Below are 19,218 nucleotides of genomic sequence, written 5' to 3' on the forward strand. Positions count from 1 at the left end.
ATTATCGCAGATTATTTCAATTATATTTATATATTAATCAACGATTTATGAAATTATTTCTGCGATAATTTGCGTTTTATTATTCATTATGACACACCTCCCTTTTTTTTAAAACCATCGGACGTAACAAAAATCTTGTCTATGTGGTAATAGATTATTTTTGGGATACATGCGGAAAGCCTGTTTGAAACTTCCGGCATTAAAAATTTGAGATGTCCCCTTGAAGGTATATAGATTCCCGTCTTTGGAAACTAGTGGAAGAGGTATGACTTCATAGATATGATCTTGACCACTTTCATGCTGAATAATGACCAATTCAATTCCAATTGCATCATCCAGACCTTTCTCATCGACAACAACTGTTACTTCATATTCCTTTCCGGCTTCGATTGTCGCATCCAACCCGTTTCCGGCTTTTATGGATTTGATTTCAATGGAATCCCACCTGTTTCGGACAGCGGTTTTCCAGTCAGATATCATTTTGGCTTTTGCATTATTGTCAGCAGAGAGAATGTGGAAATGCTCCGACAGTTTGATATAGAATTTCTCATAGTAATCGTCCAGTTGCCTTTTCATGGTAAAACGGGGAGCTATTTGTGCGATTGAATTCTTGATGTACTTAATCCAGTTTTCCGAATACTCCTTATCTCCATGTTCATAATATGCAGGAAGAATGTCATGCTCCAATAGATAGTAAATTGCTTCGGCGTCCAGCTGGTTCTGATATTGTTCATTCTGGTAGATACTTTTGTCGGTCAGCGCCCATCCTGCATCCTTACAATAGCCTTCATACCACCAACCATCCAACACTGAGAAATTAAGTACACCGTTCATCAGTGCCTTTTCCCCTGATGTGCCTGAGGCTTCGGCCAGACGTGTGGGAGTGTTCAGCCAGATATCCACCCCTGCGATAAGATGTCTTGCCAGATCCATATCGTAGTTTTCAAGAAATATGATTTTACCTAGGAATTCAGGACGCCGGGATATTTCCACAATCTGCCTGATTAGTCCCTGGCCGGCGCCGTCACTGGGATGAGCCTTCCCTGTAAAGATGAATTGTACCGGATATTTCGGATTGTTCACTATTTTAGCCAGGCGGTCGATATCGGTAAACAAAAGATGCGCCCTTTTATATGTAGCAAAACGTCGTCCGAAACCAATCAGAAGGGCATTCGGGTTAAACTTCTCAAAAATGGAAATGGTTAATGACGGATCGATCTGGCTTCTAAGCCAGTCTTTGCTGCATTTTCTTTTGATATAATCTATCAGTTTGGTTTTTAGTTTCAGGCGGGTATTCCATATTTCTTCGTCCGGAATGTCGTAGACAGCTTCCCAGATTTTTTGATTGGACTGGTCATGAATAAAGCTCTCATCAAAATTGTCTTTGAAAAGCTTTTCCCATTCGGTGGCGCACCAAGTAGGAAAATGTACGCCATTAGTCACATAGCCCACATGATTCTCTTCCGGGAAGTAGCCTTTCCAGATAGGAGCGAACATTTCCTGTGACACAGTTTTATGCAACAGGCTGACTCCGTTTACTTCCTGGCTGGTTTTACAGGCGAATACAGACATACAGAAACGTTCTCCTTTGTCTCCCGGATTATGGCGTCCGAGATCCATCAGGTTATTCCAGGTTATGCCCAGTTTGTCGGGATACCCTTTCATGTATTTGTTGAAAAGTCCCTCGTCAAAATAATCATGGCCGGCGGGTACAGGTGTATGTACGGTATAAAGGGAAGAAGCGCGTACTAATTCCATCGCTTGGCCGAAATCCAGACCACCGGCTATATAATCACATAACCGCTGAATGTTGATTAATGCGGCATGGCCTTCATTGCAGTGATATACGTCTTTTTCTATACCCAAAGCTTTCAGTGTCATCATGCCGCCTATACCGAGTAAAATCTCCTGTTTCAGCCGGTTCTCCCAGTCACCGCCATACAGATGGTGGGTAATTGGACGGTCAAACTCGCTATTGAGTTCATTGTCCGTGTCCAGTAGATAAAGGGGGATTCTTCCTACATTGACTCTCCAGACATTGGCATGTACAATAAAGCTGTCGGCGTAGGGAATGTGGATTACCAGCTGTTTTCCATCTGGTTGCATCACTTTTTCGATTGGGAGCTGTCCGAAATTCTGTGCTTCATAATTGGCAATCTGCTGCCCGTCCATGGAAAGAGACTGGTCAAAGTAGCCATAACGGTACAACAGTCCTACGGCACAAAGGTCAACGTTGCTGTCTGATGCCTCTTTCAGGTAATCGCCCGCAAGTATTCCAAGACCACCGGAATATATTTTGAGGACCTTGTCTAAGCCGTATTCCATACTGAAATAGGCTACTGACGGACGTTTATGATCTGGAACTACATTAATGTATTCCTTGAAAGCAGTATAGACGGTATTCATCTTGCGGATAAAAAACTCATCATGTGCCAGTGTTACCAGCTTCTCATAATTCATCCGCTCCAGGAACAATATCGGATTTTGCTCCGTTTCTTCCCAAAGCTCCGGATCTAGGTCGCAATACATACTTTTGGCGTCATCATTCCATGTCCACCATAGATTACGTGCTATTTCCGCAAGTTTTCCCAATTCCATGGGAAGATGTGAACCGACTGTAATTTCCCTCCATTGAGGAGTGTTTACATTATAACTTGGATATTCCATAACATTGTACATTAAATAGTTTATATTTCCTTGTTTATTTTATAATAGGGCATTATCCATACCGGATAAAACTTTGTAGTTTCCCGATGATGATACAGTCCGGTATGTCTGCCTCCCGGAGTGTCTTTCCAAGCAGTGGTGAATTAATAACTTTATATGGACAGCTCGTTAAGTACCCGAATCAGGCTTTTGTCAATAGGCTTGTCATTTTTGATTGCTTGTGCAAAAGGAACATAGACAATTTCATTGTTCCGTATGCCTATCATCACATTCTGTTGGTCTTCCATCAGAGCCTGGATGGCTGCTTCTCCTAATCGGCTTGCCAGTATACGGTCGTTGGCACTTGGAGCCCCACCGCGTTGCAGATGTCCCAGAATGGAAACTCTTACATCATATTCAGGATATTCCTTTTTTACCCGGTCGGCATAGTACATGGCACCTCCATTTTTATTTTGGGGACTTTCGGTCACAATGACGATACTGCTGTTTTTTGTTTTTCTGAATCCACGTCCGATAAATGTCTCCAGCTGGTCCACATCCGTTTTGTCCTCCGGAATAATGGCAGCTTCAGCCCCTGAAGCAATCGCACTGTTCTGGGCCAGGAAGCCCGCATCACGTCCCATCACCTCGACAAAGAAAATGCGGTCGTGTGAGGTTGCGGTGTCTCTTATTTTATCTACACATTCAACAATTGTATTTAATGCCGTGTCGTATCCTATGGTGAAATCAGTACCATATAAATCATTGTCAATCGTACCGGGTAGTCCTATACATGTCACGTTATACTCTTCGGCAAAGATACGGGCTCCCGTCAGAGAACCGTCTCCACCGATAATAATCAGTGCACTGATATTTTCTTTTTGTATAACTTCATAGGCTTTCTTACGTCCTTCCAGAGTGGTAAAAGCTTCGGAACGCGCTGTTTTCAGTATAGTACCTCCCCTTTGAATAATACTGCTCACGTCTTCTGTTGTGAGTTCCTTTACTTCACCGGCAATCAGTCCTTCGTATCCCCTATAAATTCCCTTTATTTTAAAGCCGTTGAAGATGGCGGTACGGGTTACGGCGCGGATCGCTGCATTCATTCCTGACGCATCCCCTCCGGAAGTCAGGATTCCAATATACTTGTTATTCATAATTCATTTTTATACAATTATTAGACAAAATCAGAAAGTAACTGCTTTAATTTTTTCCTACTATGAAAGATACGGCTTTTTATTGTACCTAGCGACACTCCTGTTTCTTGAGCTATTTCCCGATATTTGAATCCGGATATATACAACATAAAAGCGTTGTAATGTTCTTTAGGTAGTGTTTTAAGGGCTGCCCTTATCTCCTTGGCATCTTGACTATTGTCTATGAAAGCAAAAGAGTCATCTCTTAGCAGGAAATGATAGTCGGGTTCGGATAATATATATAAGTCTCCCTGGCTTTTTTTTATCCGGTAGTTATTTATAAAAGCGTTACGCATAATGATATACATCCAGCCTTTAAAATTTGTTCCAGGATCAAATTTATCCTTATTATCCAGAGCTTTCAACATTGTTTCCTGCAATAAATCCTCAGCATCGTGTTTGTCAGCTGTCAATTTATATGCAAAACCTAGCAGATCACTTTGCAGAGCTATTAATGCTTCATCAAAATTGAATGTTTTCATTATAGTGATTTGAGGTTCAAAGGTTTATATCAAGGCATCCCCCTAAATATAAGGAACGCCTTGGGTAAAGTTTAGCTAAGATATCTTATTTGATATCAATAGTTCTGGTTATCTTCTGAACTTCTTTGTCCACTGTTTTGGGAATATCTATAGACAGAATCCCATGTTCTACCTTGGCTGTAATCTTATCTTTTTCAACATTGTCCGGCAGTATGATACTTTGTTGGAATTTGGAATAAGAGAATTCACAGCGTAGGTATTTTTTGTCTTTTTTCTCCTCATTCTTCTCTTCCTTCTTTTCCATGCAGATTACTAGATTGTTGTTTTCATCCACATTAACGGTGAAGTCATTTTTTGTCATTCCCGGAGCTGCCAATTGGATTTTATAGTCCTTTTCATTTTCAATTACATTAATAGCGGGGGCTGTTGCATTTGCCTTCATCATCCACTCATTGTTAAAGAAATCATTAAAAATACTTGGTAACCAATTCTGGTTCATTTTTGTAGGTACCATTTTTACCTCCTTTTTTAGTTAATAATTAAAGTTTAGAAAATATGTCTGGCTGCTTGACAGAACTTTTATTGTTTAGTCATTCCTTGTTTTGCTACAGCTTCCGTCCGTTTACGTATCTCTTCCGGATCACCGAGAAAATAGTCTTTGACAAGAGCCAGCCGGTTGTCGAATTCAAAAACGTAAGGAACTGCTGTAGGCAGGTTCAGGTTGGAAATGTCTGTATCGGATATTTCCTTGAGATGCTTGATGATTCCACGCAGGCTGTTGCCATGGGCAACTACCAGCAGGTTATCCTTACATGTCAATGTGGGAAAGATGATGCATTTCCAATAAGGCATTACACGCTCAATGGCATCTTTCAAGGATTCCGTACGTGGAAGTTCCATATCCGGGACATCTGCATAACGTATGTCTTTACCCGGATTGCGCGAATCGTCCTCTCCCAATGCTGCAGGAGCTATATCATAACTTCTCCGCCAGGTGTGTACTTGTTCTTCACCATATTGGGCAGCCGTCTCACTTTTGTTAAGTCCCTGAAGTATGCCGTAATGTTTCTCATTCAACCTCCATGTCTTTTCGACGGGAATCCAGCTCTCATTCAGGCGGTCCAGAACGTAGTCCAGCGTTTTTATAGCACGTTTTAAGTAAGAAGTGTAGGCAATCTCAAAAGAAAATCCGGCTTCTCGTAATGTATCGCCTGCTTTGCAGGCTTCTACAACGCCTTTTTCACTTAAATCAACATCTGTCCACCCGGTGAAGCGGTTTTCTTGGTTCCATAGGCTCTCACCATGACGTAATAATACTATTCTTTTCATGGACGACCTGTCTTTATGCAATGGTTATTGAAGAATCCAAATATACATTCTGTATGGTGCTCAATAGCTGGACCCCATCTTTCATTGGTTTTTGGAAGGCTTTCCGACCACTAATCAACCCCATACCGCCAGCACGTTTGTTCACTACTGCTGTAACAACAGCATCATGCAGGTCGGATTCTCCATGAGATTCACCACCCGAGTTGATTAGTCCGACGCGTCCCATATAGCCGTTAGCTACCTGATAACGGCAAAGGTCTATCGGGTGGTCAGTTGTCAGCTCTGTATACATGCGCTCATTTGTTTTTCCGAAGCCGATGGCTTTGAAGCCACCATTATTGGACGGAAGTTTTTGTTTTACGATGTCAGCCTTGATCGTTACTCCGATATGGTTGGCTTGGCCTGTCAGGTCGGCTGCAGCGTGATAGTCGGTTCCGTCTTTCTTAAAACCGCTGTTTCTCAAATAACACCATAAAATGGTAGCCATTCCCAGTTCATGAGCATATTCAAAAGCTTGCGATACTTCCACTATTTGGCGGCGACTTTGCTCCGAACCGAAATAAATAGTGGCTCCAACTGCTATGGCGCCCATATTCCATGCTTCTTTTATTGTACCGAACATTACTTGGTCATAGCTATTCGGATAAGTAAGCAGTTCGTTATGATTCAATTTGACGATGAATGGAATTTTATGGGCGTATTTCCGTGCTACGGCGCCTAATACGCCGAATGTAGATGCTACGGCATTACATCCTCCTTCAATAGCCAATTTTACGATGTTCTCCGGATCAAAATAAAGTGGATTGGGAGCGAAAGATGCCCCAGCAGAATGCTCTATACCCTGGTCTACAGGTAGGATGGATACATAGCCGGTATTCGCTAAACGTCCATGTCCATATAAAGTTTGCAAACTCTCCAATGTCCGAATGTTTCTGTCCGAATTTATCCATACCTTATCTACTATATCCGGACCCGGAATATGAATCAGTTGTTTATCTATTGTCTTGCATGTATGGTTTAGGTAGTATTCAGCCTGCCCACCTAATATATCTACTGTTTTGCTCATATCATTTATCTTTTAACTATTCAGGTTTATTATTTGCATCCATCCAATTTAGCATCTATGAAAAGGATACCACTATCTCCGGCTTTCTTTAACAGGTTTACAATATTCTGTACACCGGCTTCTTCCTCTACTTGTTCCCGGACAAATTTCCACAGAAAATCCTGTGTGGCATTATCCTTTTCTTCTGAAGCTAAGTATACCAATTCGTCAATCAACTTGGAGATATGCTTTTCATGTTCCAAGGCATGTTCAAAAACTTCCAAAGAATTTCCCCATCCTTGTGGAACTACATCCACTTTGTCTACTTTCGGTGTCGCCTCACGTTTAACCATATACTCGGCAATGGTGCACGCATGTCCCACTTCTTTTGCAGATTGTTTCCGCATCCAGTTGGCCATACCTGAAAAACCTTCTTTTTTTAGATAGAAAGACATAGACAGATACAAGTTGGCAGACCATAATTCTGCTGTGATTTGTTCATTCAAAGCATTTTGTAATTTCTCACTCATAATGATTTAAATTTTTAGAGTTAATAATAATTTAATATTCTCTCTTATCTTGAAACAAGCATAAACTTGTCCCAAAATGTCGATAAAACCGGGTTATCCTATTAATAAAATATTCATGATCTATTTTATTATTGTTTATTATGTTGCAAAAAGTAGACCATACAAGGTTATATAATCTTTAATATTATGAGATGTTAAATGGAGGGACATACTGTTAGAAATAAGGTAGTCTCCGCACATTTTCTTGGGCAAGAATACGTAATAATTCCAAAAGGGCCGTACTTAGATATATTCGGTCTGAATACAGCCTGTTGATGAAAGAATTAGAGGACGCATCCACGTTTCGGCATAGTATGAGGAGTATGGAGACTAGGCGGGACATATATCGTTCATGTTCAATCAATTCGTTTAAGGCACTTACTGGAGCTTGCCATTTTTGCACATCCCGTTTTATCTCATTAATTGCAACGCATCCTCCATTATGATATATCCAGCTCATCATTTGATAGACTTTGTTCATATTATCCTGAGCCTGGGTATTTAGCCAGGAGCTCAGTATCGGGAGTTGTTCACTTTCAAAATAAACCTGTAAAGACAGGTATAAGTTGGTTGACCATATTTCTGCGTTGATCAATTCATTCATGGTACTTTCTATTCGTTTATCTATCATTATTCTGAACATTAAGGTTACATAACTGATTGCGTACGTTTCTTGGTATATAAAAATTCCATTTCATAGAGGTAATCTATAAAAATGAAACTTTTAACGATAGTTTAATGATGCGACATTTTTACTGCATTGGACAAATTGTCGCATAAGGCGGAATAATAATGTCTATTTGTCACTTCCACGAGTGATAATCAATAAAATATCCAACAATTTTTCTATTCTTACAATATTATCATATATAGATTCCAAGGTCTTAGGATACAGATAAGACTTACAGTCCTGTATTTCCTTTGCCAAAGCGAGAACTTGTAACCAAAGGTCTTTTTCTGTATGGTGAGAGGAACCGCTATTATTGGCTATCATGGAGGAAGGTCTCAGAAAAATATGTTGGCATGTAATTTGTAAGATAGTGATTGTGTGTCTTGAAAAAAACAGGAATGGAAATAAACAGAATAAGAATTTCACTAAAGACAGTAACAAACGAAGAACAGAAACCGGTCGAGACAGTCGTCTTACTTTTAGAACAAGTTGCTTTCATAATGTTTATCTTCTAGTCAACTCTGTTCCCTGGAGCTGTGTTTATATATAAAGTTAAGCGTGGGAACTTTGGTATTACCGTTCAGAAGTATCCCCATACTCAACAACATATAATACACAAAGCCCCACGCCTATATATATAACACTTTAATATATAAATAGTACGTGGAGCGTCCAATGTATTATCCAGTTGTTGTCTTGAAATTGGGGATTTCCTGAACTTGGATAATGCCTTAACGCTCTATTTTTATTAAGATTTGAAATAAATCCTAATACAAAGGTAAGGAAAAAATATTTTATTTTCCAAACAAGTTGTGCAAAATAAGTTGTGGCGTGTATTGCTTTTCTTTTTATTGGCTGCGGAATGGTTATCTTTAGTAATCTGTTTCTGTCTGTCGAGTAAGTCTGTATAATTTTTTTGTACCTCTACTTCGGGTCTTGACATTCCTCCTGCTTCATGGCTGATTGTTGTAGGTAGACTATATAATTTTTTCTGTTGTTCATATTTAATGGGGAGTAGAATGGAAATAAGGCCTTTGGATAAGAAGAAAAACCCCTGAAAATCAGAGGTTTAATCTTGTTTTTGGTGATCCGCCTGGGGCTCGAACCCAGGACCCCAACATTAAAAGTGTTGTGCTCTACCTGCTGAGCTAGCGAATCAATCCTTATTTGCGAATCAGTTATTTCCTGATTGCGGGTGCAAAGGTAGTTACTTTTATTTAATTTGCAAGCATTACGTAGAAAAAAGTTTCAATTATTTTTCCTCGTTGTGGCTTGTTTCTTGATTATCAGTAGTTTCTACTTCATCATATTTTATTTTTTCTTTGTTGATAATAAAGCGTTGGTAGTAGGAGAGCATCAAAGTTGTTAGTGGCAAGGCGATAATCATGCCGAGCATTCCCATTAATGAACCCCAGATAGAAAGAGATAAAAGGATGATGGCAGGATTCAGTCCGGTAATCTTTCCCATGATTTTGGGGACAAGGAAGGTATCCTGTATGATTTGTACGATTGCAAAGACGGCTAATGCACATGCAATGATAATCCAGAAGTTCTGTCCGGTGTCGGCAGCTTTGAGGATTGCCAATAAAATGGTGGGAAGGAAACCTATGATTTGCAAGTAGGGAACCATATTCAATGCTCCGATGAAAAGTCCCAGAGCGATAGCCATGGGGAAATCGATAATCAGGAAACCGATGCTGAAAAGAATACCTACGCAGAAAGCAACCAAAGCCTGTCCACGGAAATATCTGTTCATACCATCCTGTACGTCGTGAACCAGGTTGGAGGCAAACGTACGGTATTTATTGGGTAGCAGATGCAACCATCCTTCAGCTATCGCTTCGTAATCCAATAATATAAAGATTACATATAATAATATAATGAAAGAGGCAAGGATGCTGAATAGAATGTTGAGAGATTCTGCAAGCAAAGTCCACACTCTGGGGACGGTATCCTTGATTGCCGCCAGGATATTCTCTTCACTTAATACACGGTTCAACGCCTGAAGATCAATGTTCTCGTGGATAAATTCAGAAAGATTCTTAGGCACATTGTTACCGGCTCCATTGGTGAGGTAAGTCACTAGCAAGTCGTTCATTCTGCCTATTTCCGAAATCATCGGCGGCACTAATAGGTAGAATAAAGTGACTCCGATAACCGTAATGAGGAATAAGGAACAGAAGATGGAAATAATGCGGCTTTTTAATCGTAGCTTATACTGGAAGAATTTGACTAACGGATAGACCATATAAGCTATCAGCCACGCAATAAAGAAAGGTAATAACACTCCGCTAAGACGTTCCACGAGCATTAATATTCCTACAACTAACACACATCCGATGGAACCGCGTATAAAACTGTCGAATGTTATCTTTTTCCTTTCCATAATCTGTTTCTTTTATAGAGTTTATACTTTCTGCTCATCTTCCCCTCGTGCACGGAGATAACATTCCCTGCACAGAGGCTCATATTCGGCTGTTTCGCCTAAAAGAACCTGTTTCTCATTCTTGACTGTACGATGTGAGAAAGAGGCCAGCTGACCACATTTCACACAGATCGCATGAACTTTGGAGACTTCATCGGCAATGGCGCACAATTGTGGCATAGGTCCAAATGGATTTCCTTTGAAGTCCATATCCAATCCTGCAATGATAACACGGATTCCATTGTTGGCAAGCTGGTTGCATACATCAATCAAACCACTGTCGAAGAACTGTGCTTCATCAATACCTACTACATCTATCTCAGAAGTAAACAGTAAAATGCTGGCTGACGAATCGATGGGAGTGGAGGCGATAGAATGGCTGTCGTGAGAGACTACGTCTTCTTCTGAATAACGGGTGTCGATAGCAGGTTTGAATATCTCGACACGTTGTTTCGCGAATTTCGCTCTCTTCATTCTGCGAATCAATTCCTCTGTCTTTCCGGAGAACATAGAACCGCAGATTACTTCGATCCGGCCTCTTCTTCTAGTCTCCTGTATGTGGTCTTCTGAAAATAATACCATGAGATTTTGTGTTTTCTTGATTAAATAAATATGTGGACAAAGGTAAGCAATTCAATGTGCAAGAACTGTTAAATTATCCATTATTTTAAGTTATTGCATAAATTATTCCTACATTCGCACCGTATAAACAATGGACTGACATGAAACAGAAGCTATTAACAGATATTGAGTTGGATGTTCATGAGTTGAAGTATCTCATGGATTCATTTACCAAGGAGCCGACTCCGACTTTGTCTGAACTGTTGAAGCGGAGCATTACACGGATGCAGGGACGTTTGGACGAACTGCAGCAGGAGGTGGATGCTGTTCAGGTAATTTCTCCGTCAGCTGTGGAAGAGACAGCGGAAGAGGAGGATGAAGTTGCCGGGTCTGAAGAGGATTCCCCCGTGATTATACAATCTCTCGAATCGGTTGTTGTGAAAGAAGATGAGGAAGGAGAAGCCATTGTTGCGGAAGAGAAACCTGTCGTAATAGCGGCAGCTGCAGAGACAGCAGCAGCAGAAGAAGCAGAAGCAGCAGCAGAAGAAGAAGAAGAAGAAGAAGAAGGGAAAAAAGAGGAACCGGCAATTGTTGAGGAACCTGTCGTTGAAACTGTTGTGAAAGAGGAAGAACCTAAATCGGCTGTGTTGGGAGAAAGTCTCAAACTGTCTGCCGGCTTGCGACATGCTATCAGCTTGAATGATTCTTTCCGTTTTTCTCGTGAACTGTTCGGAGGCAACATTGATTTGATGAATCGGGTTATCGAACAGATATCAGTAATGAGTTCCTACAAGACTGCAGTCGCATTTCTGTCCTCGAAAGTCGAATTGAATGAAGAAAAGGAGGCGGTGAACGACTTTCTGGAGCTACTAAAGAAATATTTTAATCAATCAGCATAAAACAAAAACAAGATGGGAAAGCTATATGTGGTGCCTACGCCGGTAGGGAATCTGGAGGACATGACTTTTCGGGCTATCAAAGTCCTGAAAGAGGTCGATCTGATTTTGGCGGAGGATACACGTACTTCCGGAATTTTGCTGAAACACTTTGAAATAAAGAATGCAATGCAATCCCACCACAAATTTAATGAACATAAAACGGTGGAAAGTGTTGTTAATAGAATAAAGGCAGGTGAAACGGTGGCACTAATTTCGGATGCCGGAACGCCTGGAATTTCCGATCCCGGATTTCTGGTTGTTCGTGAATGTGTGCGCAACGGTATTGAAGTGCAGTGCTTGCCGGGAGCAACCGCTTTTGTTCCGGCACTCGTAGCATCGGGATTGCCGAACGAGAAGTTCTGCTTCGAGGGATTTCTCCCCCAGAAGAAAGGACGGCAGACACGACTGAAGACATTGGCGGAAGAACACCGCACGATGGTGTTTTATGAATCACCCCACCGTCTGTTGAAGACGTTAACACAGTTTGCCGAATATTTCGGTGCTGAACGTCAGGCAACCGTGTCGCGTGAAATATCCAAACTCCATGAAGAAACAGTTCGGGGCAGTTTGGCTGAATTGATAGAACACTTTACCGCTACCGAACCCCGGGGCGAGATTGTGATAGTATTAGCAGGAATAGATGATTAAATAACTTCATTAAAAAACGTAAAACGTAAACGTATGAAAAAGTTAGCTGTTTTATTTGTATGCGTAGCCTTGTTGGCTTCGTGTGATGGCTTTAAAGGTGGAAGTAAAGACCTGAAAGCTGAAAATGATTCTCTTTTGATGGAACTGAACCAGCGCAACGCTGAACTGGATGATATGATGGGGACTTTCAATGAAGTTCAGGAAGGTTTCCGTAAGATCAATGCTGCCGAAAGCCGTGTTGACTTGCAGCGTGGAACCATCACTGAAAACTCTGCCAGTGCCAAGCAACAGATTGCTTCTGACATCGAATTCATCTCCAAGCAAATGGAAGAAAACAAAGCGCAGATTGCAAAGTTACAGGCACAGTTGAAGAATAGCAATTACAATTCTGCACAGATGAAAAAAGCTGTTGCCGCTTTGACTGCTGAATTGAACGCTAAACAACAGCGTATCGAAGAGCTTCAAACAGAACTGGCTTCCAAGAATATCCGTATTCAGGAATTGGATGCTGCTGTCAGCGATCTGTCTGTAGCAAAAGAAACTCTGGCCGCAGAAAACGAAGCGAAAGCTAAAACCGTTGCAGAACAGGAAAAGAGCCTGAATGCTGCCTGGTTCGTATTTGGTACTAAATCTGAATTGAAAGCTCAAAAGATTCTTCAGAGCGGAGACGTGTTGAAGAGCGCTGATTTCAATAAGGATTATTTCACGCAGATCGATATCCGTACAACCAAAGAAATCAAGTTGTACTCTAAACGTGCTGAATTACTGACTACTCATCCGACCGGTTCTTATGAATTGGTAAAAGATGATAAAGGCCAGTTGACATTGAAGATTACTAATCCTACTGAATTCTGGAGTGTATCCAGATACTTGGTTATCCAGGTAAAATAAGGTAGATATCCCTTTTGAATTGCCAATGTGCTGATTCCTGGATTCAAGAAATTAGCACATTGGCTTTTTTGTTTCTTATTATATAACTACTGATGAAATATAAAAATCTTTTTTTTGATCTTGATGATACCATCTGGGCTTTTTCTCAAAATGCTCGTAACACCTTTGAGGAAGTATATCAGAAATATTCGTTCGACCGCTATTTTGATTCATTCAATCATTATTATACTCTTTATCAACAAAGAAATACCGAACTCTGGGTTGAGTACGGTGAAGGAAAGATAACGAAGGATGAATTGAACAGCCAACGTTTCTTTTATCCTTTACAGGCCGTGGGAGTGAAAGATGAAGCGCTCGCTGAACGGTTTTCGAGAGATTTTTTCGCTATTATCCCTACTAAAAGTGTTTTAATGCCTCATGCAAAGGAGGTATTGGAGTATCTTGCTCCCAAATATAACCTCTATATCCTTTCCAATGGGTTTCGTGAATTGCAATCACGTAAGATGCGTTCGGCAGGAGTGGACGGGTATTTCAGAAAGGTGATTCTCTCGGAAGATCTCGGAGTGCTGAAGCCTTGGCCGGAGATATTCAATTTTGCTTTGTCTGCTACTCAATCCGAGTTGCGCGAATCCTTAATGATTGGTGATAGTTGGGAAGCGGATATAACCGGAGCGCACGGAGTAGGGATGCATCAGGTTTTCTACAATGTGACAGAACGGACAGCTTTCCCTTTCCTCCCTACTTATCACATCTATTCCTTGAAAGAATTAATGGATTTATTATAGGTTTTCTGGATTAAGTCGTATTTTTGTTGCGTTTTAGTTTTGCATAAAATACGATATAATCATGGATAGTACGCTTCTGCCTTTCGCCTTACTTTGTTTCACTTCATTCTTCACGTTGACCAACCCGTTGGGAACGATGCCTGTCTTTCTTACCATGACTCATGGTATGACGGATAAAGAACGTCAGTCTATCGTACGTCGTGCTACTATTGTGTCGTTTATTACATTGATGGTATTTGTCTTTGCCGGGCAGTTTCTTTTCAAGTTCTTCGGTATCTCTACCAATGGTTTCCGTATTGCCGGTGGGGTGATTATCTTCAAGATAGGCTTTGATATGCTTCAAGCCCGCTATACACCGATGAAGTTGAAGGACGAAGAAATCAAAACGTATGCGGATGATATCTCTATTACTCCTCTCGGTATTCCTATGTTATGCGGTCCCGGAGCGATTGCCAATGCAATCGTTTTGATGCAGGATGCGCATTCTTATGAAATGAAGGGGATATTGATAGGTACTATCGCCCTGATTTATCTGCTGACTTTCTTTATTCTTCGTGCTTCCACGAAATTGGTAAAAGTCTTGGGTGAAACGGGTAATAATGTGATGATGCGTCTTATGGGACTGATTCTGATGGTGATTGCAGTGGAATGTTTCGTTAGCGGATTGAAGCCGATTCTGGTAGATATTGTGAGGGAAGGAATGATTCCTTGATGAATAAGAATATGAGGGACGGAGAGTTCCTATAATGAAACTTGCCTCTGTTACAAAAAGATTTGTAGCAGGGGCAAGTGCTTTAAGATACGGTTTTTAGACATTTTGCATGTCTTTATGTTACCTTTCTGTGGCTATTTTCCTTTGGGATATACATAATGTGTATTTGCCCATTTGTTCCATTCGTCTACCAGTTGTTTTAGAATCTTGGGGTTTTCTCTGGACAAATTAACCCGTTCTGTACGGTCTTTCTCTAAGTTGAAAAGTTCCCATACTTTAGAGTTCTGGTCTTTAACGGCTTTCCAGTTTTTCCACCATACTACACAGTTGTCAAAGTGTTCACCAAAAATATATTCGTGCAATTCGGTGTCTGTATTGGTTAGTATCGGTAGCATGCTTGCGCCTTCCAAAGGAATGATCTCATTTCCTCCATGATAAGTCTTCGGATAGGTCGTTTCCGCTGCATCGATGAAGGTTGCCATGATGTCAGGCAGGAAAGCTCTATTGTGTCTTATCTCGCCATTGTATTTTGCATACTTGTCGGGCCAGGAAATAATCAATGGAGTGGAGGTCCCGCCTTCATACGCTCTTACTTTATACTTACGGTATGGAGTATTGCTAACCTGTGCCCATGGCAGGCCATAGGATGGATTTACCCATTCATCCGGATTGTTAATCATATCGATGGTTCCGAAACCTTTCTCACGATGAGGCTCGGCACATGCACCATTATCCGACAAGAAAATAAGTAAGGTGTTATTCAGCTCCCCTTTTTCTTCCAGGTACTTTATTAACCGTCCCACATTATAATCCATGCAATGAACTTGTGCCGCATATACTGACATTCTTCTATCCAGTTCTATTTGTTCATCTTCGGTCAGTTCGGACCATTGGCGACCCTCCCATTGAGCAAGATCCCAATTTTTGTCTACCAATCCCATTTTAATCATACGTTTCAAACGGGCTTCACGTACTTTCTGCCAACCTTTCCGGTACTTGCCTACAAATTTGTCTATATCCTCCTGTTTAGCATGTAACGGCCAATGGGGAGCGTTGTATGCCAGGTAAAGGAAGAACGGATTGTCATCTTTGGGGCGTTCGTCGACAAATTTAATCGCATAATCAGTAAATGCGTCAGTAGTGTAATAAGGTTGTTCCGGTGGAGGCAACTGTTGATTGTCTAAAGTCAGATTGCGATCTCCATGAGGTTGCAGATAACTGCAAGCTCCTGACAAGATACCATAAAAATGATCAAAGCCACGTTGCAACGGCCATTTTTCCTGTCCGTGCATGCCTACATGCCATTTCCCCGACATATAGGTGTGATAACCGGCTTCTTTCAGCACTTCTGCTATGGTGACCGAATTACGGTTCAAGTATCCCATGTATCCGTGCACTCCATGATCTTCGGCAGAATGAGGATCTTCGGACATCATTCCGATACCTGCCTGTTGGGGATAAAGTCCGGTCAGTAGACTGGCACGGGAAGGGCAGGAGCGTCCTGTGTTGCAGAAATGGGTAAAGCGTACTCCTTTTTTTGCCAGATTATCTAGATTGGGCGTAGGAATTTCTCCTCCGTAGCACCCTAGATCGGAATATCCCATATCGTCCACCATGATTAAAACAATGTTGGGCTTTGGGTCATTCTGAGCTGCTGCATGTAGGGACAGTAAGGATGCAGTTCCCATTAATAACATGTTTTTGTTTGTCATATAATTTTGTTTTATTTTTTTTGTCAGTATATTTATTAAATAAATATACTGACAAATTATTTCTTAGATGAATTATTTCAGTCTGAAAATTTCTGAATAGACAGCTTGGTCCGCTCCGTTCGCTTTTACACCGATGCGGGCGAATAGGGCTTTGGCTGACTGTACATTCTGGTTACTCGTAATATCCAGCGAAATATTTGTTACTCCGGGATTTATATTGGATAAATTTTGCCGGGCTATATTCGTGTTCTCGTCAACAAAAGTTGTTTTGCTGACGAGTAGCATTGCCTGGCTTATCTTGGCATCCTGTACTATTTGCTGTATATTGCACGTGCCGGATACGATGTTGTTATCTAATGTGATATTTTCGTCTGATATTGTAAAATAAGGGGTGACTTTTACTTCACATTGTGTTTTTCCTTTTACTTCCACATATATGGTATCGCGGTTATTCACCCAGGGACCGTTTTTGTCTTTAGTTACCAGTTTGTACGGACCATCGAAAAGTACTGCAGAGAAAGTTCCGTCCTGTGTGGCATACACGGTGATAGGATCATGGTTGGCATAACCATCCTGATACAATTGTAGTTGAATACCTCCGTTTGTACCTTTCAAACCGAGTTGTTTTCCCTCATACGTGATTTTCCCTTCCAGAAATGATTCGGGTTCGTCGTAATTGTCTAAACCGCAACTTACGGCAAGCAGGGAAAGTGAAAGCAAAGAAAATATAGTTCCTATTTTTTTCATTGTTTTACAGTTTTATGTTTTACTGATACGGATTTTTCACTAATAACGGGTTCTTGTTGAGCCAGCTGTTATCGAAGAAGTTATAATAGTTCTTCATCTGGAAATAGCGGGGGTAAGGAACCATGTAGGCTTTCTTTTTGTCGAATACCCACATCTTGTCATTGGCGCTGCCCGGATCATTAACCTGATAAGGGAATAGTTCGTAGAGCTGCGCATCCGGATTTTCCGAATTACCATCCCAGATTTCGTGAGCCAGGCGCCAACGTTTCAGATCCCAGTAACGATGATCTTCCAATGCAAATTCCACCCGGTATTCGTGGACAATATCTTCAAATGTGATTGATTCCAGTTCGCTGATGCCGGCGCGTGCACGAACAGGATTGATGTAGTTCAACGGATCATCTTCTCCGGTTTTATTGAGCTCATAAGCAGCCTCACAAGCTATCATATATGCTTCTGAAATACGGAAACGAGGATACCACATGGTACTCATCTTCGAATTGGTAGAAGCACCGATGGTTTCGTCCAGGAATTTGCGGAAGAAGAAACCTGTTTTGTTTATACGGATTTCATTTGATTCCATTGGTCCGTTGATAGAAGTTATCAGGCGGTTATTGTCATCGTAAGAATCGGCTTTACCTATGATTTCTTTCCAATTTCCGTTTCCGTCGGGCACTTTCTGACCGGCTTGCAACACTACTTCACTACCTCTGAATTTGGCTCCCGGATAAAGTACGGTTCCCCACAACCGGGCATCTTTATTGGCAAAGGCATCTTCCGGCCGACTGTACATGATGTAATTTCCGGATTCATCCTTAACTTTGATTGTGCCGTCGCGGTTGTCTTTGTATTCAAATGCTTCTACCAGATTTAATACTGCGCCGGAATAACAACGTTCCTGATCTTCTGCTAGAGAAGCGGGAATATTCTTTTGTGTGAATCCATGGGTGGCTCCTGGATATGCATAATCTTTGGCCCAGATCACTTCATGATTATTCTCTTTGACACAGACTGCATTATAAAAATTCTGTCCCAGATCATTACGAACCGTTATGTCCAGGTTATAATAGGCAGAAGCTTGAGTTATCACTTCTTTGGCTGCTTCCAACGCTGTTTCGTAATATGGGGTAGCCATTTCCGCCGGAATACCGACTTCATTTCCTTCTGTGCGTATAGGAGCAACCATCTTATTATTGTAGTTGGCCAATGATCCTGCATAAACGGCAGCACGTGCCTTTAACATCAGGGCAGCCCAACGTGTGGCACGGGCGGCATTGGTGGTGGGCTTTGTAGGCAGGTAATCTGCGATAGTGGCACATTCATTGATGATATAATCGTAGACTTCTGATTCTTTGGAACGGGGAACAGCCAAACCTGAAACATCCATCCCTGCCTCATATTCGTATACGTTATCATTCACAATAGGTACACCGCCTAAACCTCTGCACATACTAAAATATGCCCAGGCGCGTAAGAAGCGAATTTCGCCTTCATATCGCAATTTCTCTGTAGATTCAAGTACGGTTGTAGCTCTTAATCCCGCCAGGAACTGATTTAAATTACGAATATATTTATATGGATAAACTCGCCATTGATTGTCACTGTATTCCTGCATGTTATCACGGCCACCATCAGTCACGCAACCGTCGTCCACTTTAGTAAAGCTGGCGGGAGTGGCAAAACTTTGTCCCCAATTCTCTGTATCTCCATAAAAACCGGCCAATACGGAGTTTATCATTTTAGCATCGCTGAAGATCTGGTCATTTGTCAATATCTGATCGGGATCACGATCTAAAAAATCAGAACAAGATCCTAATATCAAAGTTAAACCCAATAACAGGTATCCTTTTATATATTTCATT

Annotated in this window: 19 protein-coding genes and 1 tRNA gene; 5 read left to right on the forward strand and 15 right to left on the reverse strand. The window is 41.3% G+C overall.

Annotated features, from left to right (window positions below; translation table 11 throughout):
- Positions 1-108 precede the first annotated feature (108 nt).
- From glgP to DXA54_RS08865, 12 genes are all read right to left on the reverse strand, one after another.
- Positions 109-2,667 carry an alpha-glucan family phosphorylase gene (gene glgP / locus DXA54_RS08805; RefSeq protein WP_004326384.1) on the reverse strand — a complete coding sequence of 853 codons (2,559 nt, stop codon included), beginning with the start codon at positions 2,665-2,667 and terminating at the stop codon, positions 109-111.
- A 152-nt stretch (positions 2,668-2,819) separates the two neighbouring features.
- Positions 2,820-3,803 (reverse strand): 6-phosphofructokinase, encoded by a 984-nt coding sequence (gene pfkA / locus DXA54_RS08810; RefSeq protein WP_008650020.1) that lies wholly within the window; start codon positions 3,801-3,803, stop codon positions 2,820-2,822.
- Between the two features lie 20 nt (positions 3,804-3,823).
- Complete coding sequence (locus DXA54_RS08815) at positions 3,824-4,324, reverse strand: RNA polymerase sigma factor (RefSeq protein ID WP_008650022.1); 501 nt, start codon at positions 4,322-4,324, stop codon at positions 3,824-3,826.
- A gap of 85 nt (positions 4,325-4,409) precedes the next feature.
- Positions 4,410-4,838, reverse strand: a complete 429-nt coding sequence (locus DXA54_RS08820; protein WP_004306472.1) for an Hsp20/alpha crystallin family protein — start codon at positions 4,836-4,838, stop codon at positions 4,410-4,412.
- Positions 4,839-4,903: 65 nt separating this feature from the next.
- Positions 4,904-5,653, reverse strand: a complete 750-nt coding sequence (gene gpmA / locus DXA54_RS08825) for a 2,3-diphosphoglycerate-dependent phosphoglycerate mutase (RefSeq protein ID WP_004306474.1) — start codon at positions 5,651-5,653, stop codon at positions 4,904-4,906.
- Between the two features lie 13 nt (positions 5,654-5,666).
- A complete protein-coding gene (locus tag DXA54_RS08830) occupies positions 5,667-6,719 on the reverse strand; it encodes a class I fructose-bisphosphate aldolase (protein WP_120079257.1) in 1,053 nt (350 codons plus the stop codon).
- A 29-nt stretch (positions 6,720-6,748) separates the two neighbouring features.
- Complete coding sequence (locus tag DXA54_RS08835; protein WP_004309108.1) at positions 6,749-7,228, reverse strand: ferritin; 480 nt, start codon at positions 7,226-7,228, stop codon at positions 6,749-6,751.
- Between the two features lie 214 nt (positions 7,229-7,442).
- A complete protein-coding gene (locus DXA54_RS08840; RefSeq protein WP_032851559.1) occupies positions 7,443-7,871 on the reverse strand; it encodes a ferritin-like domain-containing protein in 429 nt (142 codons plus the stop codon).
- Positions 7,872-8,063: 192 nt separating this feature from the next.
- Complete coding sequence (locus DXA54_RS08845; protein WP_004306485.1) at positions 8,064-8,261, reverse strand: hypothetical protein; 198 nt, start codon at positions 8,259-8,261, stop codon at positions 8,064-8,066.
- A 758-nt stretch (positions 8,262-9,019) separates the two neighbouring features.
- Positions 9,020-9,095 (reverse strand) — tRNA-Lys (locus DXA54_RS08855).
- Positions 9,096-9,189: 94 nt separating this feature from the next.
- Complete coding sequence (locus DXA54_RS08860; RefSeq protein WP_004306487.1) at positions 9,190-10,323, reverse strand: AI-2E family transporter; 1,134 nt, start codon at positions 10,321-10,323, stop codon at positions 9,190-9,192.
- Positions 10,324-10,344: 21 nt separating this feature from the next.
- A complete protein-coding gene (locus tag DXA54_RS08865) occupies positions 10,345-10,944 on the reverse strand; it encodes a thymidine kinase (RefSeq protein ID WP_004299175.1) in 600 nt (199 codons plus the stop codon).
- A gap of 140 nt (positions 10,945-11,084) precedes the next feature.
- On the opposite strand from DXA54_RS08865, the gene DXA54_RS08870 reads away from it, so the two are divergent.
- The 5 genes from DXA54_RS08870 to DXA54_RS08890 all read left to right on the forward strand — a co-directional run bounded on the left by DXA54_RS08870 (position 11,085) and on the right by DXA54_RS08890 (position 14,897).
- Entirely contained in the window at positions 11,085-11,822 is a 738-nt protein-coding gene (locus DXA54_RS08870; RefSeq protein WP_120079259.1) for a hypothetical protein, read from the forward strand.
- Between the two features lie 12 nt (positions 11,823-11,834).
- Positions 11,835-12,509, forward strand: coding sequence for a 16S rRNA (cytidine(1402)-2'-O)-methyltransferase (gene rsmI, locus DXA54_RS08875; protein WP_004299177.1), 675 nt, complete (start codon positions 11,835-11,837; stop codon positions 12,507-12,509).
- Positions 12,510-12,542: 33 nt separating this feature from the next.
- Positions 12,543-13,400, forward strand: coding sequence for a hypothetical protein (locus tag DXA54_RS08880; protein ID WP_004326281.1), 858 nt, complete (start codon positions 12,543-12,545; stop codon positions 13,398-13,400).
- 92 nt (positions 13,401-13,492) lie between these two features.
- Positions 13,493-14,185, forward strand: coding sequence for a YjjG family noncanonical pyrimidine nucleotidase (locus DXA54_RS08885; RefSeq protein WP_008650037.1), 693 nt, complete (start codon positions 13,493-13,495; stop codon positions 14,183-14,185).
- A gap of 61 nt (positions 14,186-14,246) precedes the next feature.
- Entirely contained in the window at positions 14,247-14,897 is a 651-nt protein-coding gene (locus DXA54_RS08890) for a MarC family protein (RefSeq protein WP_004306500.1), read from the forward strand.
- A 134-nt stretch (positions 14,898-15,031) separates the two neighbouring features.
- On the opposite strand, the gene DXA54_RS08895 is transcribed toward DXA54_RS08890, so the two are convergent.
- The 3 genes from DXA54_RS08895 to DXA54_RS08905 form a co-directional block, all read right to left on the reverse strand.
- Entirely contained in the window at positions 15,032-16,609 is a 1,578-nt protein-coding gene (locus DXA54_RS08895; protein WP_032852824.1) for an arylsulfatase, read from the reverse strand.
- A gap of 72 nt (positions 16,610-16,681) precedes the next feature.
- Positions 16,682-17,356 (reverse strand): DUF3823 domain-containing protein, encoded by a 675-nt coding sequence (locus tag DXA54_RS08900; RefSeq protein ID WP_004326276.1) that lies wholly within the window; start codon positions 17,354-17,356, stop codon positions 16,682-16,684.
- Between the two features lie 19 nt (positions 17,357-17,375).
- Positions 17,376-19,217 (reverse strand): RagB/SusD family nutrient uptake outer membrane protein, encoded by a 1,842-nt coding sequence (locus DXA54_RS08905; RefSeq protein ID WP_004306504.1) that lies wholly within the window; start codon positions 19,215-19,217, stop codon positions 17,376-17,378.
- Between the last annotated feature and the right edge of the window lies 1 nt (position 19,218).

The sequence above is a fragment of the Bacteroides sp. OF03-11BH genome (assembly GCF_003604005.1).
Classification (GTDB): Bacteria; Bacteroidota; Bacteroidia; order Bacteroidales; family Bacteroidaceae; genus Bacteroides; species Bacteroides ovatus.